Origin of the sequence: Flavobacterium panacagri (assembly GCF_030378165.1) — a bacterium.
GTDB classification, from domain to species: Bacteria; Bacteroidota; Bacteroidia; order Flavobacteriales; family Flavobacteriaceae; genus Flavobacterium; species Flavobacterium panacagri.
In genome coordinates this window covers 5,882,448-5,903,203 of the sequence record NZ_CP119766.1, presented here as the reverse complement: position 1 = coordinate 5,903,203, position 20,756 = coordinate 5,882,448, and the positions used below count along the sequence as shown (strand labels likewise).

The following is a 20,756-nucleotide window of genomic DNA, read 5'->3' as shown; positions in this document are numbered from 1 at the left end:
CTTAAGAATAATTAAAAGACTACTTTCGTTGTAAATATTTTGCTAAGCTTTGGCTTTGAAAAGTTGATGATGAAAATTTTACAGGAATTATCACATATTAGAATGTCTCGTTATTTCAAACTTTTGTTTGTGTGCTGGGATATAATTTTATTAAATGCATCGATATTACTTTCTGCTTTAGTTAGATATGGCAGGGTTGAAGAAATATTTCTAAAAGAAGAAGAAACGGTTTCTTTAGTCGCTAATTTAATATGGATCGGCTTACTTCTTAATAAAGATTCTTATAGAATGGTTCGAATTGAACGTATTGAATCTATTGTAAGCCGTACTATCCGAAAACTTCTTATTCATGCCTCTTTAATAGCAATGTTTGTTGCTTTTCTAAATTTAGCTGATATTTCAAGACTTCGTTTATTGTATTTTTATTTATTCTTTTTTGGGATTCTACTTGTTTCTCGATATATCTCTATGAAACTTTTAAAGGAAATAAGGGCAAAAGGATATAATTTTAAAAAATTTGTTATCGTTGGCGCTAATGAAACAGGCGAAAAAATGCGTAAAATATTGGCCAAAAACTTGACTTACGGATACAAATTTTTAGGTTTTTTTGATCAAAAGGACGACACTATAAAAGAAACATACACTCCATTTTTAGGAGGATTTGACAAAGTTCAGGAATTTCTTGTCAAAGAAAAAGTGGATGAACTTTATGTTGCTCTTCATATTGACAATGTTGGAACAATAAATGAGTTAATAAAAATATGTGAGCAAAATATGGTTCGAATAAAATTTATTCCTGATTTCCAATTGTATACAAAGTCTAACAAAGTTGAGGTTTCATTTTATGAAAATACGCCGGTATTAATGTTGCGACAAGAGCCTTTGGAGTTAGCAATCAACAGATTGGTAAAAAAAATATTCGACTTATGTTTTTCTTCATTAGTTATTTTATTAATCTTTCCATGGTTATTTCCCTTAGTTACTTTAATTGTCAAAATAGAATCGCCAGGGCCTGTTTTTTTTAAACAAAAACGCTCAGGACGTGATAATAGACCTTTTACATGTCTAAAATTTAGAAGTATGTATGTTAATGATCTAGCTCATGATAAACAGGCTGGAAAAGGCGATAGTCGTATAACGAAATTTGGTGCTTTTATGCGTAAAACCAGCATAGACGAATTACCTCAGTTTTTTAATGTGCTTTTTGGAAATATGTCAGTTGTTGGGCCACGACCTCATATGATTAATCTTGCAAAGGAATATGGTGAACTAATTGATAATTATTCAGTCCGTCATTATGCCAAACCAGGAATTACAGGATGGGCACAAGTGAATGGTTATCGTGGCGAAACTAAAAAACTTGAAGATATGGAAAACAGAGTAGACTGTGATATTTGGTATATCGAAAATTGGAGTCTTTTGTTGGATATAAAAATTATTATAAGAACAATTATGAATATTGTCAAGGGAGAAGAAAATGCCTATTAGCAAATATTTTTCTAAAACCTGAAAAATTGATTGTTTTTTATAATTTCCTTTAAATTAGAAATCTGGTCAGTTTTAACTTTTTGTTCAAAACATGCAATATGTTTACCATGATGGACATCTGTCCCAGCAAAATCATACATTCCTTTCTTTAAAAGATATTCAGCTGTCTGAGTGATTTCTTTTCCATAATACCCTACCATTGATAGTAAGTTGAGTTGAAATTTACACCCAGCATTTTTAATTTTATCGTATTCCTTTAAATTTTTATTGTAAAACAAATACCTTTCGGGATGTGCTAAAACGGGAATATATCCTGCAACTTGTATATCAAATAATATTTTGTACAACTGTACGGGAGCATTTATGTACGACATTTCAACCAGTACATAATTATCTTTTAGGGTAAGAAGTTTTTCTGTTTTCAGATGATTTTCAAACCAGTCATCCATAAAATATTCTGCAGCAGTTTTAAACGGAAGGTGAAAGTTTTCTTCTTTTAATAAAGATTGAGTATCATCATGTTTCTGAATAATCTTCTGTTCTGAATTATTCCATATATAATGACTTATATGCGGTGTTGTAATGAATTGAGAAATTCCAAGCTTTTGAAAGGATTTTATAAGCTTTTTGGTTTTTTCAATGTCTTTTGCGCCATCATCTATTCCAGGAAGTAAATGCGAATGAATATCGACATAATCACTTCCTAAAAGGTCTTTTAAAAAAGGTTTTGATTTAAAGAATGTAAACATGGGGCAACAGTATGTAACTCAAATTTATAAAATGCAAAATTAGTCTAGAATTTCTAATAAGGCCTTTTAGAATTATGTTATATTTGATTTTTAGTAAAAAAGTAAAAAATTATGAAAATAAAAGAGAATTTGTTTAATCAAAGGATTGTTTCTATCGATGCTTTACGCGGAATCACCATTTTTGTAATGATTTTTGTTAACGAATTGGCAAGTATTCAACATGTGCCACAATGGTTGAAACACATGCCTGCAGACGCTGATGCTATGACTTTTGTTGATTTAGTTTTTCCTGCTTTTTTATTTATTGTTGGAATGTCGGTTCCATTTGCTTTTAATGCTAGGCTGATAAAAGGCGATAGTGCCAAAACCATTTGGACTCACACTTTAAAAAGAGCCTTTGCGCTTATTATTATTGGCGTTTTCATGGTTAATGCCGAATATGGTTTTGATGCTTCTAAAATGATAATTGCTCCAGCTCTCTGGGGACTTTTGGCCTATGCAATGCCAATCCTTATTTGGAATAAATACCCAAAAGATTTCCCTCTTTGGCTCAAAAGTGTATTGCAATACGGAGGGATTTTGGTTCTCGTAACACTTTACTTTTTATACATACAAGATACTGGAGAAAGAGGAATGACGCCAAAATGGTGGGGAATTCTAGGTTTAATTGGTTGGGCATATCTTTTTACGGTTATCTATTATTGGCTGGTTTCTGGGAATTTATGGGCAATGATAGGTTTCCTGATTTTTAGTGTGGTGATGAATTCGTTAAATCTTACTGAAAATTCTTTTGTTCAACATACTTCTTGGTTGAGTTTTATAGCAGGACATCTTACACATGGTGCACTCGTTTCGGCTGGAGTTGTAATTTCACTGCTCTTTTTTGATCGAAAAATCGAAAATAAAATCAACTGGCCCGTAATTGCTTTTATAATATTGTTTTTCGCTATTGGATTTGGTTTAAGACCTTTATTTGGAATTTCCAAAATACAGGGGACTCCATCTTGGACAATGATCTCAGCAGGAATCTGTACAATATTATTTTACTTTTTATATTGGTTAATGGAAGTTAAAAAACAAACGAAATGGAGTGAGTTTTTTATGCCAGCAGCAGCAAATCCGTTATTAATCTATATTTTACCAGGAGTAATTTATTATTTCTGTAAAACGATTAACATGCATATTATTCCAGGATACTTTAGGGTAGGCGTTCCAGGTATTATCTGGTCTTTAGTATTCTCTACAATTATGCTTTTCGTAATGAAAATCTTAAACAGATATAAAATTCAATTGCATTTGTAATTTTTGAAATGAGAAGATTTTACCGCAAAGAGCGCTAAGGATTTTCGCAAAATGCACAAAGTTTTTTTAAGTGAGTTTTACAAACTTCGAAGTTCGCAAAGTATTGTGTAGATATAGCTTTGCGGACTTTGTAGTTTTTTAAATCTATATAATTTTCTTAGTGTACTTTGAGAAAATCCTTAGCGCTCTTTGCGGAAAAAAAAACTTTCAATTTATAATAACTGACTTAATCTTCAGGATCGATCCGGAAATTGGATTGTAATTCACAAAATTGAACTTACATAAATTGTGAATATTCAGAAGTTTTCCATCAGGAAGTTCGTCTTGTTTAAAATCCGACCATGGAATTTTTATAGTTTTAAATTGATGAAGAGAAGCAGGCAGGCTAACTCTAGGATGTGAACCTCCATGTACGCAACCACTCCCTTCTGAATTTCCTTCTCTTGCTTGTAATTTTATTATTTGTGTAGATTGATAGGTAATTTCGACAAATTTTGATTCACTCGAAAGATTCGTCGGAATTCCGTCATTAGTTACCGAAGGTGTAATCATAACATTGAGCTCAATTTCACCTTTTGGGTTATTTTTCGTGGTTATCGTAATTATTCCTTTTTTTATTCGAATAGCATTTATCATTTCTTCACTTTCTTTTGAAGAACCTGCGATAAACCATTTGTTAGTTTTTACTAGATTTTCTCTCTTTTCCTGAGCTTTCACTGAAAAGCAAATAAGACTAAAAGCTAAAAAGTAAAGTGATAATTGACGCATAAGACTTTTTAAGATCAGATAATTAGAAACCCAAATGTAGCTTTTTTGAATCATTTTAAATTCGTTTTTATTCTACAAAAGATTTAAACATAATTCTAAATTAAAAATTCTAAATTTGTAAGAGATGGTTTTTAAAATATTGTGAGTGAGTAATTTAAAAATTATATATGTATGCTGTTTTTGTTTAATAAGCTCGTTTTGCAACGCTCAAAACGATAGTCTGACTGTGGGAAATCAGGACATATTAGATGTTATTCACAAAATCTTTGATAAAAACGATACCATCAAAAAAGATAAGCAAAAAAAACTGGCTTTCTCATTGCTTCCGGTTCCCGTTGATGTAAATTCCAGTACAGGTTTGGTGGTTTCCTTTTTAACTACTTTTTATCTGGGCGAAGATCACGAAAAAACGAAAATGTCTCAGGTTACTTTTTCACCTTATTTTAGTTTTACCAAACAATATGTTTTTCCTGTTCAGTCTTACGTTTACACAAGCGAAAATAAATGGAATTTTATAGGTGATTATCGATATATGATTTATCCTCAGGATACTTACGGTTTGGGTGAGCACGATTCAAAAGATAAAATGTCAACATTAGATTATCAGCAATGGCGATTCTATCAATTTATTACCCGAAAGATTGTTGGAAATTATCGTTTAGGCGCTGGTTTTCTTTTTGATAATTATCAGAATATTTCTGAAGAATCTTATATAGATGGTGAAACCGATTATTATCAATATATGAATGGAGATTTCTCAGACGAGACTTCGTTTGGATTTGCGATTCAGGGTTTGTACGATTCGCGGGAGAACATCATTAATCCAAAGCAAGGATTATATGTTGAAGCCGATTTGCGTATCAATACCAGCGGAGTACAAAATGATAAATGGCAGTCTTTGTATATAGATGTTCGAAAGTATCATTCTTTCAGTAAAACCAAACACAGAGTTTGGGCTTCAAGAGCTTTTTATTGGTCAACATTTGGCGGAAAGCCTCATTATCTGGATTTGCCAAGTATTGGCTGGGACCGTGACGGAAAAACAGGAAGAGGTTTTACTAAAAACAGATACAGAAGCAATGCCTTAATTTACTTTGAAACCGAATATCGAACGGATATCAGTCGAAATGGTTTTTTTGGCGCTGTCTTTTTTACTAATATTTCTTCGGTTTCCAAACTCGAGACTTATCAATTCAAAAAATGGAATCCTGCCGTTGGAACTGGAATTCGAATAAAATGGAACAAACAAAACGGCAGTAATCTGGCACTCGACTACGGAATTAGTAAAAACGATTGGTCACTTCGCTTAGGGTTATCAGAAAATTTCTAACTTTCGCCCAAAATCTACAAGATCAATTTTACATGCAATTATCGATTATTATTCTCAATTATAATGTGCGTTACTTTCTCGAACAATGCGTTTTAAGTGTTCAGGAAGCAATCACAACGATTGAGGCAGAAATTATTGTTGTGGATAATAATTCATCAGACGAGAGTGTTTCGATGATGAAAGAGAGATTTCCGGATGTAAAATTAATTCAAAACGAAGAAAATTTCGGTTTCCCAAAAGGAAATAATATTGGTTTTCGTCAAGCGAAAGGAAAGTACATTTGTATTTTAAATCCCGATACTGTTGTGGCTGAAGATACATTCTTGAAGATTCTGGCTTTCGCCGAAAGGCAAAATAATCTCGGAATCATTGGCTGTAAACTGATTGATGGAACAGGCGATTTTTTGCCTGAAAGTAAAAGAGGAATACCGACACCATGGGTTGCCTTTACGAAGATTTTCAGTTTGTATAAAATATTTCCTAAAACAAAACTTTTCAATCAATATTACGCTCAGCATTTAAATCAAAACGAAACCGGAAAAGTAGAAATTCTGGTTGGGGCTTTTATGTTTTTAGAAAGTAAACTTTATGAAGATTTAAACGGTTTCGACGAAGATTGTTTTATGTATGCAGATGATATCGATTTGTCGTATCGTGCATTGCTTTTAGAAAAAGCTAATTTTTATTTTCACGAAACAACAGTTCTGCATTATAAAGGAGAAAGCACGATAAAAGATGAGCAGTACATGAAACGATTTCAGGAATCAATGAATTTCTTTTATCAGAAGCATTTTAAGAAATCCTGGTTCTTTAGCCTTTTTATTAAAATTGGGACATTTTTGTTTTCATTTGCTAAAATGTTTCAGGGAAAACCAAAAGAGAATCCGTTACCGGAAAGCTATTTTTTATGCTCCGAAAATGAGAATTTCGCTAAAAAACTGGCTTCGATTTTGGAAAATAAAGTTGGTTTTTTAGAATTCAAAGAGGAAAAAATGGTAAATTCGTGCCTGATTTTAAAGGGTAAAAAGGCAGAGATCATTTTGGATAATCACTATATTTCATTCAAAAAATGTATCGAAATCATAGAAACTCTTAAAGATAAGAAGGTTACTTTTAAAATATTTCCCAAAAATGCGGGTTTTATTATTGGAAGCAATTCAAGAAATGACAGAGGGCAAATTATAAAAATTGAGTAAAAAATTATATTAAGTGTAATTTATGTTTAAAATATTCGTTAATTTCGCAATCTGAAAATCAAAAACATCTTTTAGATTAACAATATGGCAAGATTTGAATTAAAGCTTCCAAAAATGGGAGAAAGCGTCGCTGAAGCAACTATTACAAATTGGTTGAAAGAAGTTGGAGACAAAATTGAAGCTGATGAAGCGGTACTCGAAATTGCAACCGATAAAGTTGATAGTGAAGTGCCTAGCGAAGTATCAGGAATTTTAGTTGAGCAATTGTTTGGTAAAGATGATTTAGTACAAGTAGGGCAGACTATTGCCATTATTGAAACTGAAGGTGGTGAAGCGGTGATTACAGAAACAATTTCAGTAGAAGAAACTGTAGCTCCGGCTGAAGCAGTTGAAATTGAAAAAACTATTGAAACAGTACAAGAAACTGTAGCAAGTACAGATTTTTCAGGTTCAGATAAATTCTTTTCTCCGCTAGTAAAAAATATCGCAAAAGAAGAAAACGTTACTTTAAACGAACTTGAAAATATTGCAGGTTCAGGAAAAGACGGACGTGTTACTAAAGAAGATATTTTAAAATATATAGAAGATCGCAAATCTGGAGTAGTGCAAACGCCACAAGCGGTTGAAGAAGCTCCAAAAGTAGTTGCAGAAACTCCAAAAACTGAAACTCCTAAAGCAGTTGAGCCAGTTGCTCAAAAAAGCCAGCAGGCTGTTCCGGTTTCTGTAAATGGAGGCGACGAAATTGTAGAGATGGACAGAATGCGTAAACTGATTTCAGGTTATATGACGGCTTCAGTTCAGACTTCTGCTCATGTTCAGTCATTTATTGAAGTTGACGTAACCAATATTGTAAAATGGAGAGATAAGGTAAAAACGGCTTTCGAAAAGAGAGAAGGTGAGAAATTGACTTTTACGCCAATTATGATGGAAGCGGTTGCTAAAGCCTTAAAAGATTTTCCTGGAATGAATATTTCTGTTGACGGGGATTATATCATTAAAAAGAAAAATATCAATTTAGGAATGGCGGCAGCGTTACCAAACGGAAATTTAATTGTTCCTGTAATTAAAAATGCAGATCAGTTGAATTTGGTTGGAATGGCAAAAGCGGTTAACGATTTAGGAAACCGTGCAAAAGCTGGAAAACTAAAACCAGACGATACACAAGGCGGAACTTACACGGTGACGAACGTTGGTACTTTTGGAAGTGTTTTCGGAACGCCAATTATTAATCAACCTCAGGTTGGAATTTTAGCTCTTGGAGCAATTCGTAAAGTGCCTGCTGTTATCGAAACTCCTGAGGGAGATTTTATTGGAATTCGCCAGAAAATGTTCTTGTCTCATTCTTATGATCATAGAGTGGTAGATGGAGCATTGGGAGGAAGTTTTGTGAAACGAGTAGCAGAATATTTAGAAGCTTTTGATGTGGATAGAGATTTCTAAAGTCAATTATAAAAATATTTCAAATCCGATTAGTTTATGACTAATCGGATTTTTTTTTGTGTTTTGTAAGAAAAGCGTTAGGTGGTAATACTTTAACTTGTTATTGATGTATTTCTTAAAAGTTAAAATCGTTAAATGAAAGCTTTTTTCGACAAAAAAAACGAGAATAAAGGAGGATATTCGGCTTTAAAAATTACATTTGTAGACTTATAAAAATTAGAAATGGAATTAAAACTTAACAAACCAATTTGCTTTTTTGATCTCGAAACAACGGGAATTGATATCGGTAAAGATAGAATCGTAGAAATTTCAATATTCAAAGTTTTTCCTAACGGAAACAAAGAAAGTAAAACCTGGTTGGTTAATCCAACAATTCCAATTCCGCCGCAAACTACTGCGGTACATGGCATCACTGATGAAAAAGTAGCAAACGAACCAACCTTTGCAGAATTAGCGTCACATATTCATAATATGATTAAAGACAGCGATTTGGGAGGATTTAACTCAGATCGTTTTGATATTCCGCTTTTAGCAGAAGAATTGCTTCGTGCAGGAGTTGATTTTGATATGAAAAATAAAGTTTCTGTAGATGTGCAGACTATTTTTCATAAAATGGAAGAGCGAACTCTTAGTGCTGCTTTGAAATTTTATTGTGGAAAAAGTTTAGATAATGCCCATTCAGCTGAAGCGGATACTATGGCGACTTATGAAATTCTGAAAGCACAGTTAGATCGTTATCCGGAATTGGAAAATGATATGAAGGCTTTATCTGAATTTACAACTCGTAAAAAAATCGCTGATTTTGCTGGAATGATTGCTTTTGATAAAGATGACGAAGAAATTTTTACTTTTGGCAAGCACAAAGGGGCAAAAGTGGAAAAAGTTTTGGAGTCAGAGCCTGGTTATTTCAGCTGGATTCAAAATGCTGATTTTCCTTTGTATACCAAAAAAGTTTTGACAGCAATTAAATTGAGAAAATTAAACACAAAGTAAAGTATGCAGTGTTCAGTTTTTAGTGTTCAGTCTTTGAATGCTATAGGTTTTGCTGAATACTAAAAACTGAAAACTGAACACTAAATAATAATGAAGATTATCTGTGTCGGCAGGAATTATGCCAATCATATAGAAGAATTAAAGAACGAACGTCCGAGTGAGCCGGTAGTTTTTATGAAACCCGATTCTGCGGTATTGCTGAAACAACATCCGTTTGTGATTCCGGAGTTTTCTGAGGATGTTCATCATGAAATAGAAATAATTGTAAAGATTAATAAAGTTGGAAAATACATCGAACCAAAATTTGCTCATAAATATTATGATGAGATTAGTGTTGGGATCGATTTTACAGCGAGGGATTTACAGAGTAAATTAAAAGAAAAAGGGCTTCCGTGGGAAAAAGCCAAAGCGTTTGACGGTTCGGCGGTTATTGGTGATTTTTTACCAAAAACAGATTTTCTTTCTATGGAAAACCTTAATTTTGAATTGAAAACAAATGGAGAAACAGTTCAAAAAGGAAATTCAAGCATGATGCTTTGGAAGATTGATGAATTAATTTCGCACGTCTCTCAGTTTTTTACATTAAAAATTGGAGATATAATTTTTACAGGAACACCAGCTGGTGTTTCGGCTGTAAAACCAAATGATGTTTTAGAAGGCTTTTTAGAAGATAAAAAATTATTCAGAATACAAGTAAAATAATGGCTTTAAAGTATAACCTTTCGAAAGTGTATGCGCTTTCAGATAACGATCCTGAATTTGTAAATCAGATTTTAACTTTATTTGTTACAGAAGTTCCGGAAGATTTAAAACAAATTAAAGAAGGAATTAAGAAAAAGGATCATAAATATGCCTATTCTTATGCGCACAAAATTAAGCCAACATTAGATTTAATGGGTTTGAATGTGGCATTTGAAGAAATCCTTCAAGTAGAAGCTTGGACAAAAGCAGAAGGCAAGAAAAAAGATATTATTGAAACTTTTAAAAGTATTAAAGTGCAAGTAAAAGAAGCAATCAAAGAGATAAAAAAAGACTTTGATTTGTAAAATGCAAATAGAACCCAATTCTTATTTTGATAAAGGATTGGGTTTTGTTTTCTAGTTTTAAAGATACTGTTTCTGTAAAATCAGATTCAAGTATTGGATTCTCTTCCTAATAAAACCTGTTTGAATCAGGTGAAAATTTCCTTAAAATAAATATGAAAGCAGCAATCATAACAATTGGAGATGAAATTCTAATTGGTCAAATCGTAGATACAAATTCAGCTTTTATTGCTAAATCATTAGATAGAATTGGAGTTGAGGTAGCAGAAATGCTATCGATTAGCGATGACAAAAAGCATATTTTAGACACTTTTACTCAGTTGCAGAACAAAGTTGATGTTGTAATAGTTACAGGCGGACTGGGGCCAACTAAAGATGATGTGACTAAAAAAACGTTCTGTGAATACTTTGATGATAAACTGGTTGTAAATCCAGAAGTTTTGGCACATGTTACCGAATTAATAGAAGGTTTTTACAAAAGACCGATTTCTCAATTAAATAAAGATCAAGCTTTAGTGCCGTCAACTTGTACTGTACTGCCAAATAAAGTTGGAACGGCGCCGGGCATGTGGATGAAGAAAGAAAATACTGTTTTTATTTCGCTTCCGGGAGTTCCTTACGAAATGAAATATCTGGTTGAAGAAGAAATTATTCCTAAGATAGTTAAAGAATATAAGCGTCCATATATCATTCATAAAACCATTTTGACTTATGGTCAGGGTGAAAGTTTAGTTGCAGAACGTATTGAGCATTGGGAAAATAATCTTCCAGAATTTATAAAACTGGCTTATCTGCCAAATCCAGGCCGAGTTCGCTTAAGATTAACAGCTAGAGGAGTGGATAAAGAAGTTTTAGAAGCGGCAATTGATGAAAATGTGCGTTCGTTAGATTTAATAATTCATGATATAATTGTGGGGTATGAAGAAAACGAAACATTAGAATCAGTAGTTGGAAAAATTTTGACTAAACAGCATAAAACGGTTTCAACAGCAGAAAGTTTTACTGGCGGAAGAGTAGCCTCGTTATTGTCTGCTGTTCCTGGAGCTTCCAGTTATTTTAAAGGAAGTGTCGTTTCTTATGCAACCGAAGCTAAAATAAATGTGCTTGGAGTTCCAGAAGAGTTGGTAGCCAAACATTCTGTTGTAAGTGCGGAAGTCGCGTCGTCTATGGCTTTGAATGTGAAAAAGTTACTGCAAACGGATTATGGGATAGCTACGACAGGTAACGCGGGACCTTCAAAAGGAGATTCTGATGCCGAAATTGGTACTGTTTTTATCGCTTTGGCGACCCCAACAGAGGTAATTGTGGAAGAATTTAACTTCGGACAACCTCGTGAAAAAGTGGTAGATAGGGCAACAGTTAAGAGTTTAGAAATATTGCAGAAAGAAATTTTAAAATTTGTGCAATAATTTTTTGCTACAATGGTTTATTTTTCTTTTCTTTGCACCCTGATTTTGAATAACGATAAAAGATAAGTATAATGTCAAGAGTTTGTGACCTTACAGGTAAAAGAGCGATGGTAGGAAATAACGTTTCTCACGCTATGAACAAAACTAAGAGAAAGTTTTCTGTAAACTTAGTTAAAAAGCGTTTTTATCTTCCGGAAGAAGATAGATGGATTACTCTTAGAGTAGCAGCATCTACGATAAAAACAATTAATAAAAATGGAATCACTGCAGTTTTGAAAAAAGCGCAGTCAGAAGGATTTATCAAATAATCTTTTCCTAAATAAATATATAGCAAGATGGCAAAGAAAGGTAATAGAATCCAAGTAATTTTAGAATGTACTGAGCACAAGACTTCTGGTGTTCCAGGAACTTCTAGATATATTACAACTAAGAACAAAAAAAATACTCCAGACAGATTAGAGATTAAAAAATTTAATCCAATCTTAAAAAGAGTAACTGTTCACAAAGAAATTAAGTAATAATTAGAGATTTTGATAAAATCTCAAATGGTTTTTCATTTGAAGATTTATTGAATTCCAAAACATTTGAATCATGGCAAAGAAAACCGTAGCATCGTTACAAACATCTTCTAAGAGATTATCAAAAGCCATCAAAATGGTAAAATCTCCTAAAACTGGTGCATATACATTCGTAGAATCTATTATGGCTCCTGAAGAAGTTGATGAATTCTTGAAAAAGAAATAATTACATTTACAGTATATAGAAAAGCTACTTTCTTTCGGAAGTAGCTTTTTTATTACCTATATTTGTCTAAAAATTTAAAGAATCGTAACAATTAGGCTTTTTTCGAAAAACAATTGCACTTTCTTTAAAGATTTGGATTTCTTGTCTGATAATCGAGAAATCTAGTAAATCTAATAATCTACAAAAAATGAGTTTTTTTAAAAAATTATTCTCTACCGAAAAAAAAGAGACTTTAGACAAAGGTCTTGAAAAAACAAAAACTACTTTTTTCTCGAAGCTAAGCAAAGCTGTTGCTGGAAAATCTAAAGTCGATGATGATGTTTTAGATGATCTGGAGGAAGTTCTTGTAGGTTCAGATGTTGGAGTAAATACGACATTAAAAATCATTGAAAGAATTGAAAAACGTGTTGCCGAAGATAAATATTTAGGAACAGAAGAGTTAAACCAAATTCTAAGAGACGAAATAGGAGCTTTGTTGTCTGAAACGAATACTGGCGAAGCGACAGAATTTGAAATTCCAAAAGATAAAAAACCTTATGTTTTAATGGTTGTTGGTGTTAATGGAGTAGGGAAAACAACAACAATTGGAAAATTGGCTTATCAATTTAAAAAAGCTGGACATAAGGTAGTTTTAGGTGCAGCAGATACTTTTCGTGCAGCAGCAATTGATCAATTACAGGTTTGGGCTGATAGAGTAGATGTACCAATTGTGAGACAAAATATGGGAAGTGATCCAGCTTCTGTAGCTTTTGATACTTTGCAGTCGGCAGTTGCACAAAATGCAGACGTTGTTATTATTGATACCGCTGGACGTCTTCATAATAAAATCAATTTGATGAATGAGCTTTCAAAAGTAAAGCGTGTAATGCAGAAAGTAGTTGTTGATGCGCCACACGATGTGCTTTTGGTTTTAGATGGTTCTACTGGTCAAAATGCTTTTGAACAAGCAAAACAATTTACGGCAGCAACTGAAGTAACTTCGTTAGCGGTAACTAAATTGGACGGAACTGCAAAAGGTGGAGTTGTTATTGGTATCTCAGACCAGTTTCAAATTCCAGTTAAATATATTGGTGTTGGCGAAGGAATTGAAGATTTACAAGTCTTTAATAAATATGAATTCGTTGACAGTTTCTTTAAATAAAAAATAATGAGTTTTGAATCTTTAAAAAACATATCTGCTGTTGCTTTTTATTTTGCTAGCGTTATATGTTTTGTTTTAGCAAATGTATTGAAGGATGGTAATCTTTCTTTTTATTATGTTTTGCTTGTTGCTGGAATTATTTTATTCTTTTTAGGAGTTCTTAAAAGAATAAATACCAATAAAAAATAATTCATTTAGTTCTTCTTTCACTAATATGAAATACAGTGTTTTCATTTTGATTTTTTGCTTATGCTGTTGTACAGGCAGACAACAGAATGAAAATACTGAAAAAAATCAAAAGGTTATAGTGATACAGCCTTTGGGTAATTTTGAAATTAAACAATCTCAAAAGGTCTTTACTGAAATAAAAACAATTAATCCAAATGTTGTTTTACGGCAGAATATAGACTTCCCTGAAAAATCTTTTTACAAGCTCCGTAATAGATATCGTGCTGATAGTATTATTAAAAATCTTAAAAATAGTATTGGCAGTGATTCTGTTATTGTTGGTTTGTCACATTTTGACATTAGTACAACAAAAAACAATATTAAAGATTGGGGTGTAATGGGGTTAGGTTACATGCCTGGAAAAGCCTGTGTTGTTTCCGATTTTAGGTTGTCTAAAATACACAGAAATAGCCAGTTTTATAAACTAGTTCTGCATGAATTAGGTCATAGAGCAGGTTTGCCGCATTGCAAAATTAAAACGTGTTTAATGCGTGATGCCGAAGGCGGAAACCCACTGAATGAAGAAAAAGATTTTTGTAAAAGCTGTAAAAGCTTTTTGAAAAATAAGGGATGGCAGTTGATTTAAACTGTAATTCGTAATTTATTGATATAAAGCATTAATTTTCTCCCACAACGTTTTGTCAAAATCAGATAGAGCAAGATTTACATTGTCTGCTGCATCTCCCATTCTAATTACAACCATGTTTTTGCTTGGAACTACGTAAATCTTTTGGTCATTTTTTCCTAATGCCATAAACATATCGCTTGGCCCGGTTGGAATTACACTTCCTTGAAATGTTAACTGCGATTGCGGTAAATGATAATTGGCTTTACCGTTTAGCCACCATAGATAACCGTATCCTAAATTGATATTTTGTGAAGTATTTGTAGCTTCGTTAAAAAAGGCTTCGTTTAAAATTACGTTATTTTCCCATTTTCCTTTGTTAAGCATTAATAAGCCAAATCTAGCCATACTTCTAGTTGTACTTGCGTAGACACTATTTACGCCAAGCTGTATCCAAGTGCCATCCATGCCGATTTTGTCTCTTAATCTGGTGTTGAAATAGTTCTGCCAAGTTTGTCCACTGGCTTTAGCAACTACATCTTGCAGTTTTACATAAACATTGTGGTAGGCCCAACGAGTTCCTGCATCGGCTTTGTAGATTAGGTCTTCTGGATCTACATCATCGGTAGCGTCATCAAGACCCGATGTCATGGTTAAAAGATGTTTACAGGTTATTAGGTTTTCTTTAGTAAGCGTTTCGCTTGTCCAACCTGTTCCTAAATATTGAGAGACTTTATTGTTTATGTTTAAAAGTCCTTCTTGCTGCGCAATTCCAGTTAAAGTCGAAGTTAAAGTTTTTCCTGCGCTTGCCCAGTACCAATTTGTAGTCGCGGTATGATTGTTAAAGTAATTTTCAAGAACGATTTTTCCGTTTACTAAAATGATGAACGATTTAGAGTGTTTGAGCTCTAGATAATCTAAAAGTGGCTGTACAGCATTTTGATTCCATTTTAGCTCTGCGATTGATTTTGTTTCCCAAGTTGTTCCTGTTAGAGGAGGGAAATACATGCTTTCTGAGGGAGTTGTGTCAGGTTCTGCTGAATCTTTACTGCAGCTTATAAATAATAAGGCCGTCAATAATCCGTAAATAGTTTTGGTCATGTCTTTTTGTTTTTGGTTTTGGGGTTTGACCAAAAATATGTAAAATAGTTTAATGTGTTTTTTGATTTTTTGTTTCTTTTGATGATTATAAGGTTATCTTTGTAGTCCGAGAAAAATCTTTTGAAAACTAAAGCCCTAGCCCTGATGGAAGTGGTATCCTTTTGTGCCGGGGTTCGGCACAAAAGATATAACGGACAGCAGGTTTTCAGCTCCTTATAAAAATTCAAGTACTTATGAAAAACACTTTTATGATTTTGGTTTTATCGCTTTTGTTTGTAAGCTGTAAACAAGAAGTAAAACCTGAAGATATTGCTAAGTTAAACGGTTATTGGGAAATTGAAAAAGTAGTTTTTGACAAAGGCGAAGAGAAGGACTATAAGATGAATGAAACTTTTGATTTTTTTCAAATTAAAGATAATAAAGGTGTTCGAACGAAAGTAATGCCACAGTTTGACGGTACATTTTTAACTACGGATACTTTTGAAAATGTTTCGGTTCGTTTTGCGGGAGAACATGTTTTCTTGGATTATAAAACAGATTATACGAAATGGAGCGAAGAAATCATCTCGCTTTCGGATAAAGAATTAGTGGTTAAAAATCCACAAAAAATAGAATATCATTATAAAAAAGCAGCACCAATAAATCTCTTGAACGATGGCAAAAAGACTAAATAGCGAATCTACAATTAGTGCTGTTTTACAGCAGATTATTCAAGTGAATAAATTACAGCCGGGAATGGATCAAATTGATGTTCGTGATGCCTGGAAAAACCTTATGGGAAGTGGTGTGAATACTTATACTAAAAATGTTGTTCTTAAAGGCAGTACGCTTTATGTCGAATTAGGATCGGCAGTTTTGCGCGAAGAATTAAGTCACGGAAAATCTAAAATCGTTAAGATGATTAACGAAGAATTAGGTCGTGATGTTGTGAAAGAGGTGGTTTTGAGATAAGAATTTATATCCTGAAATACAGTTTAATATGACCTATTTAAAAACGAAATTTAAGATTTTTCCAATTATTTTAGTTTCGTATTTTAGTATTATGGGGCCTTTGGTTTTTTATTTGGCTTATAATTCGCCAGAAGCACATGTTTGGCCTGCTGTTTTGTTTTTGTTGCTTATTGTTCTCTTTTGGTTTACTGTCTTGAGGACTAGAGCTCACAGCTTAGAAATTAATGAAGATCATATCATTGTGAGACGTTATTTTGGGATCGGAAAATCTAATATTTATAAAATTGCTGCATTAGATGGTTTTATGAATAAGTTTGAATCTGCAAAAGGAGGTGTTTATGAATCTGTTTTTATTTTTGAGAATGGAAAACGAATAGGATCTATTTCTAATTTTTATCATAAAAATTTCGAGATCCTAAAATTAAGGTTGCAAGACAATTTACTCAATCTGGGTGAGACTACAAGTGCTTTTTAAAACAGAGAACGTTGAGATGTTTAAATAGAAAAATAAAAATAAAAAAGAAGCCGATTCAAAATTTGAATCGGCTTCTTTTTTATTTTCACTGCCAGCTAAAAGCTGAACACTGAATACTAGAACTGCTCTCTTCCAGCAAAATGGAATGCACTTTCGATAGCAGCATTTTCGTCGCTATCAGATCCGTGAACTGCGTTTTCTCCGATTGAAGTAGCGTATGCTTTACGAATAGTTCCTTCAGCAGCTTCAGCTGGGTTTGTAGCTCCAATTAAAGTTCTGAAATCTTCTACTGCGTTATCTTTTTCTAAAATAGCGGCAACGATTGGCCCGCGAGACATAAATTCAACTAATTCTCCGTAGAAAGGTCTTTCTGCGTGAACTGCATAGAATGCTTTAGCATCAGCTACAGTTAATTGAGTTAATTTTAATGAAACGATTTTGAAACCACCATTAGTAATCATTGCTAAGATGTTCCCGATGTGTCCGTTTGCAACAGCATCTGGTTTAATCATTGTAAAAGTTCTATTTGTTGCCATTTTGTATTTTATTAAATTTTGTGCAAAAGTATACTTTTTTTATCAATTGATTTTAATAAATTCATAATTAAAAGTCGTTAGAAACGATGTTTTGGGCAAGAAATGTTTTTTATGGAAACCATATAAGTGATATAAGTTCATTTTAGAACGCGGTAAAATTTATTTGGTGTTTCTTCGTGAAGCTTTTAAATGAACTTATATCACTTATATGGTGAAACAAATTTAGACTTTGAATATCAATTTGTTTCTATAGAAAATCCAAAGAATAAATGTCCAGATTGCTACATAGGTCAACGCGCCCGCTAAAGAAGCTGTCATTGGATTGCTGAAAAAAGGTGCGATTCCGAAATTATATAAATAGCTTAAAAGATTGGTTTGTTCCTCGGGATTATGAGGATTTTGGAATCGGATCATGGTTAAGGCCTGCGGAATAATCTGTGATGCAAAAAATACAAGCATTGGGTTAACTCCCCAAATTACGAAAAGTTTGAATCCTTTTTTATATTCCGCTATATCAATGACATAATATAGTGTCGTTAAAGATACAGTGGCTAGACCTGTTGTATACAAGACGTAACTGCTTGTCCAGATCGATTTGTTTATTGGGAAAACTAAATCCCACATTAATCCGAAGAAAATAAGCCCGACGCCAATCATTCCCATTCTTTGCGCTTTGTTAATTTTAGTTGCGCCGAGTAGTAAAATTTGTCCAATGAATAAACCTATAATTCCGTTTACAATAGACGGAATTGTGCTTAATATTCCTTCTGGATCCCAAGTTTTGGTTTCGTGATACATATGTCCTTTTAGCAAAACGCTGTCTATCCAAGCGGCTAAATTGGTTCCTCTTTCTAAATTGGCTTCTCCAAATCCCGGAACAGGAATTAAAGTCATAACTGCCCAATAGCCGAAAAGCAAAACGATTCCTGTAATGAATTGTGTTTTACGAGAAGTTTTTAAGTACAAAAGCGAAACTACAAAATAAACAACGGCAATACGCTGCAAAACACCTGGAAGTCTTACGTCTTGATAATTTTCAAATCCTCCATAAGCTAAAATGAGATACAATGCTAATATGCCGAAAGCGAAGATATTTTTTAGTTTGGTACTGAAGCTTCCCATTAAGGCATAACCAACAGCAATAGTTACAGCTAATCGGGCAATAAGCAACGGAATTCCGTCCAAACCGAACAGCTCAATTTTGCCAAAGAAATTGAAAAATATTCCAAGACAGAGCATTCTTAAGGAACGAATCAGGATTTTATTGAATGTAGTATCGTCATAAACTTTGTCCGGCATTGCGAGCGGAACCGCAACTCCCATTATAAAAACAAAAAACGGAAATACAAGATCAGTTGGTGTACAACCGTTCCAGTGCGCGTGTAAAAGCGGCGGATAAACATTGCCCCAGTCTCCCGGATTGTTTACAATAGTCATTAATAGAATAGTTAGTCCGCGAAAGACATCAAGCGAAATTAGGCGTTCTCTTACCATTTGGTTAGTTCGTTAATAGGTTATAAAATATAATTCTATTTGGTTTGAGAGAAGCAATACTTTCGGAAATGAGCTGGTTATTTGTTCCTAAGCTATTACTTTGAATTTCTAAAGATAATTATTTTAGATTATTATGATATCAAAATTATGTTCTAAAGGTTTTAATTTTTGGATTAAAAGCGGTATCAATTGCTCTCCGTTTTCTAAATAAAATTCAGAAAAGTTGGCTTGACGTTCTTGTAAGCTGTGATTTGGAAATAATTCGCACTGCAAATCATTAACACGCTGTAATTGATCCTGTAATTTTCTTTTTTGTGCTCTAAGCAAACGTTTTTCCAGATTTTCTAATCCTTTTTTCTGTTTTATTTCCTGTGCTTTTACAGCACCAGAAAATGATTTGTCGGTCTTTTCAGCCAATTCGAATAGATAGTTGAATTGTTTTTCAAGAGCTTCTTTTTGCTCTGTCAAATCTATTGGAAATGGAGAAAGTTTATGTGTAACAGCATTGATTAGATTTTCTGATTTGCTAAATAAATCTTTCCAGCTTAAACCTAAATTATCGGCTTTTTTAACTTGTTTTTCAGTTGCTAAAAGAACTGAATTTCGAACTAATAAGATTGGGAAAGTAATGTTTACAGCATCAAAAAATCCTTTTAACTCCAACCAATATGCAATTTCTCCGCCTCCACCAATATAGCAAAGATTCGGAAGGATAATTTCCTGATACAGCGGACGCATAATTACGTTTGGACTAAATTTTTCAGGATTGCTTTCCAATAATTTGAGAATTTCTTCTTTTGAAAACGAGATTTTAGTATTGTTAACTAAATATTTATCATTTTCAAAAATAATTCTTTCACGCAGTTTATCTTCGATATAAAACAAATTGATTTCTCTTGGATTTACCTGAACAGTATAATCTGAAAGTTGTTCAATTGATTTTTGTACCGCTTTAAATGAGGTTTGATTCTCTAATTCCTCTTTTACAAACGGAATAAAGGCATGTTTTAAATCGGCATCGTCTGCATCTATAATAACCAAACCATAACTAGAAAAAAGAGCATTTGCTAAATAACGTGTAGCATCGGCTAATTTTTCATGTTTTAAATAGGCATCTTCAAATAGCTTTTTAAGTGCGTTGGCATTTGTGCTTGAACCTAATTCTTTAGAATAGATTTCAAATAAATCTTCCAATCCATTAGTAGATAATCTTCCAACTGGGCCTGTACTTTCAGCATTCCAGCGGATTTTTTTTCCTTTAAAATTAAAATAATTAATTTCTTCAAAATCATGGTCTTCTGTTGCCATCCAATAAACCGGAACGAAATTATAAGAAGGGTATTTCGATTTTAACTCTTTGGTTAAATTAATGGTAGAAATGATTTTATACAAAAAATACAACGGTCCGCTGAATAAATTTAGCTGATGTCCGGTTGTGATGGTAAAAGTATTTTCGAGTGCTAAAAGCGAAATATTTTGTTTAGTTGAATCCGAAATTTCAATATTCTCGTATTGTTTTTCCAAGGTTTTAACCAATGGAATTCGGTTGTTATGATCAAAATTAGCTGCTTTTTCAGCAATTTGTTTTTCGAAATTTTCTAAGGTTGGAAAATTATTGTACAGCGGTTTTAATTCTTCTTTTTGATCTAAGTAATCTTGCATTAGTTTAGAAAAATAACCAGAAGATTGAAAGCTGATACAGTCGGTAGGCATAATTTTAAATTTATTTTTGACAGCTGTAAATTTAATGAAAATATGCAGTTAAAAACGCTATTAACAATTGCTTAAGAATTGATAATTCCA

At 33.0% G+C, this 20,756-nt stretch carries 24 protein-coding genes; 18 read left to right on the top strand and 6 right to left on the bottom strand.

All coding sequences use genetic code 11. The annotated features are described in order from the left end of the window. Positions 1–66: 66 nt before the first annotated feature. Positions 67–1,488 (top strand): undecaprenyl-phosphate glucose phosphotransferase, encoded by a 1,422-nt coding sequence (locus P2W65_RS25035; protein ID WP_289662488.1) that lies wholly within the window; start codon positions 67–69, stop codon positions 1,486–1,488. 11 nt (positions 1,489–1,499) lie between these two features. On the opposite strand, the gene P2W65_RS25030 is transcribed toward P2W65_RS25035, so the two are convergent. Continuing rightward, the gene (locus P2W65_RS25030; protein ID WP_289662487.1) at positions 1,500–2,237 is read right to left on the bottom strand and encodes a tyrosine-protein phosphatase; all 738 of its coding nucleotides are present in this window, start codon (positions 2,235–2,237) and stop codon (positions 1,500–1,502) included. Positions 2,238–2,348: 111 nt separating this feature from the next. Between P2W65_RS25030 and P2W65_RS25025 the strand changes: the two genes are divergently transcribed. Beyond that, positions 2,349–3,539, top strand: coding sequence for a DUF5009 domain-containing protein (locus P2W65_RS25025; RefSeq protein WP_289662485.1), 1,191 nt, complete (start codon positions 2,349–2,351; stop codon positions 3,537–3,539). A 207-nt stretch (positions 3,540–3,746) separates the two neighbouring features. On the opposite strand, the gene P2W65_RS25020 is transcribed toward P2W65_RS25025, so the two are convergent. Continuing rightward, complete coding sequence (locus P2W65_RS25020; protein WP_289662483.1) at positions 3,747–4,361, bottom strand: hypothetical protein; 615 nt, start codon at positions 4,359–4,361, stop codon at positions 3,747–3,749. Between the two features lie 172 nt (positions 4,362–4,533). Between P2W65_RS25020 and P2W65_RS25015 the strand changes: the two genes are divergently transcribed. The 13 genes from P2W65_RS25015 to P2W65_RS24955 all read left to right on the top strand — a co-directional run bounded on the left by P2W65_RS25015 (position 4,534) and on the right by P2W65_RS24955 (position 14,417). Beyond that, the gene (locus P2W65_RS25015; RefSeq protein WP_289662481.1) at positions 4,534–5,637 is read left to right on the top strand and encodes a BamA/TamA family outer membrane protein; all 1,104 of its coding nucleotides are present in this window, start codon (positions 4,534–4,536) and stop codon (positions 5,635–5,637) included. Positions 5,638–5,669: 32 nt separating this feature from the next. Next, entirely contained in the window at positions 5,670–6,833 is a 1,164-nt protein-coding gene (locus P2W65_RS25010; RefSeq protein ID WP_289662480.1) for a glycosyltransferase family 2 protein, read from the top strand. 84 nt (positions 6,834–6,917) lie between these two features. After that, positions 6,918–8,273 (top strand): dihydrolipoamide acetyltransferase family protein, encoded by a 1,356-nt coding sequence (locus P2W65_RS25005; RefSeq protein ID WP_289662479.1) that lies wholly within the window; start codon positions 6,918–6,920, stop codon positions 8,271–8,273. 222 nt (positions 8,274–8,495) lie between these two features. Beyond that, on the top strand, positions 8,496–9,266 hold the full coding sequence (locus tag P2W65_RS25000; RefSeq protein ID WP_179002345.1) for a 3'-5' exonuclease: 771 nt from the start codon (positions 8,496–8,498) through the stop codon (positions 9,264–9,266). A gap of 90 nt (positions 9,267–9,356) precedes the next feature. Next, the gene (locus P2W65_RS24995; protein ID WP_179002344.1) at positions 9,357–9,968 is read left to right on the top strand and encodes a fumarylacetoacetate hydrolase family protein; all 612 of its coding nucleotides are present in this window, start codon (positions 9,357–9,359) and stop codon (positions 9,966–9,968) included. After that, the gene (locus P2W65_RS24990; protein WP_008468078.1) at positions 9,968–10,312 is read left to right on the top strand and encodes an Hpt domain-containing protein; all 345 of its coding nucleotides are present in this window, start codon (positions 9,968–9,970) and stop codon (positions 10,310–10,312) included. The genes P2W65_RS24995 and P2W65_RS24990 overlap by 1 nt, the downstream gene beginning before the upstream one ends. Positions 10,313–10,464: 152 nt before the next feature. Next, complete coding sequence (locus tag P2W65_RS24985; RefSeq protein ID WP_289662474.1) at positions 10,465–11,718, top strand: CinA family nicotinamide mononucleotide deamidase-related protein; 1,254 nt, start codon at positions 10,465–10,467, stop codon at positions 11,716–11,718. Positions 11,719–11,789: 71 nt separating this feature from the next. Beyond that, positions 11,790–12,026, top strand: a complete 237-nt coding sequence (gene rpmB, locus P2W65_RS24980) for a 50S ribosomal protein L28 (RefSeq protein WP_008468080.1) — start codon at positions 11,790–11,792, stop codon at positions 12,024–12,026. Between the two features lie 27 nt (positions 12,027–12,053). Then, on the top strand, positions 12,054–12,236 hold the full coding sequence (rpmG, locus tag P2W65_RS24975; protein WP_008253902.1) for a 50S ribosomal protein L33: 183 nt from the start codon (positions 12,054–12,056) through the stop codon (positions 12,234–12,236). Positions 12,237–12,309: 73 nt separating this feature from the next. Next, complete coding sequence (locus tag P2W65_RS24970; protein WP_008468081.1) at positions 12,310–12,462, top strand: DUF4295 domain-containing protein; 153 nt, start codon at positions 12,310–12,312, stop codon at positions 12,460–12,462. A gap of 187 nt (positions 12,463–12,649) precedes the next feature. Beyond that, positions 12,650–13,603, top strand: coding sequence for a signal recognition particle-docking protein FtsY (ftsY, locus tag P2W65_RS24965; RefSeq protein ID WP_289662417.1), 954 nt, complete (start codon positions 12,650–12,652; stop codon positions 13,601–13,603). A 6-nt stretch (positions 13,604–13,609) separates the two neighbouring features. Next, positions 13,610–13,792 (top strand): hypothetical protein, encoded by a 183-nt coding sequence (locus P2W65_RS24960; protein ID WP_289662415.1) that lies wholly within the window; start codon positions 13,610–13,612, stop codon positions 13,790–13,792. A gap of 118 nt (positions 13,793–13,910) precedes the next feature. After that, on the top strand, positions 13,911–14,417 hold the full coding sequence (locus P2W65_RS24955; RefSeq protein ID WP_289662414.1) for a Zn-dependent protease: 507 nt from the start codon (positions 13,911–13,913) through the stop codon (positions 14,415–14,417). 15 nt (positions 14,418–14,432) lie between these two features. Here P2W65_RS24955 and P2W65_RS24950 read toward each other — a convergent pair whose 3' ends face one another. Continuing rightward, positions 14,433–15,497 (bottom strand): serine hydrolase domain-containing protein, encoded by a 1,065-nt coding sequence (locus tag P2W65_RS24950; RefSeq protein WP_289662412.1) that lies wholly within the window; start codon positions 15,495–15,497, stop codon positions 14,433–14,435. A gap of 233 nt (positions 15,498–15,730) precedes the next feature. On the opposite strand from P2W65_RS24950, the gene P2W65_RS24945 reads away from it, so the two are divergent. The 3 genes from P2W65_RS24945 to P2W65_RS24935 are packed head-to-tail and all read left to right on the top strand — an operon-like array spanning position 15,731 to position 16,923. Further along, complete coding sequence (locus P2W65_RS24945) at positions 15,731–16,171, top strand: lipocalin family protein (RefSeq protein ID WP_289662411.1); 441 nt, start codon at positions 15,731–15,733, stop codon at positions 16,169–16,171. Continuing rightward, on the top strand, positions 16,152–16,448 hold the full coding sequence (locus tag P2W65_RS24940) for a DciA family protein (RefSeq protein WP_289662410.1): 297 nt from the start codon (positions 16,152–16,154) through the stop codon (positions 16,446–16,448). The genes P2W65_RS24945 and P2W65_RS24940 overlap by 20 nt, the downstream gene beginning before the upstream one ends. Before the next feature lie 28 nt (positions 16,449–16,476). Beyond that, positions 16,477–16,923 (top strand): hypothetical protein, encoded by a 447-nt coding sequence (locus tag P2W65_RS24935; protein ID WP_289662409.1) that lies wholly within the window; start codon positions 16,477–16,479, stop codon positions 16,921–16,923. Positions 16,924–17,039: 116 nt separating this feature from the next. On the opposite strand, the gene P2W65_RS24930 is transcribed toward P2W65_RS24935, so the two are convergent. The 3 genes from P2W65_RS24930 to bshC all read right to left on the bottom strand — a co-directional run bounded on the left by P2W65_RS24930 (position 17,040) and on the right by bshC (position 20,666). Beyond that, a complete protein-coding gene (locus P2W65_RS24930) occupies positions 17,040–17,459 on the bottom strand; it encodes a nucleoside-diphosphate kinase (protein WP_012026941.1) in 420 nt (139 codons plus the stop codon). 222 nt (positions 17,460–17,681) lie between these two features. Further along, positions 17,682–18,953, bottom strand: coding sequence for an acyltransferase family protein (locus tag P2W65_RS24925; protein ID WP_289662407.1), 1,272 nt, complete (start codon positions 18,951–18,953; stop codon positions 17,682–17,684). A 123-nt stretch (positions 18,954–19,076) separates the two neighbouring features. Next, entirely contained in the window at positions 19,077–20,666 is a 1,590-nt protein-coding gene (bshC, locus tag P2W65_RS24920) for a bacillithiol biosynthesis cysteine-adding enzyme BshC (protein WP_289662406.1), read from the bottom strand. Positions 20,667–20,756 lie beyond the last annotated feature (90 nt).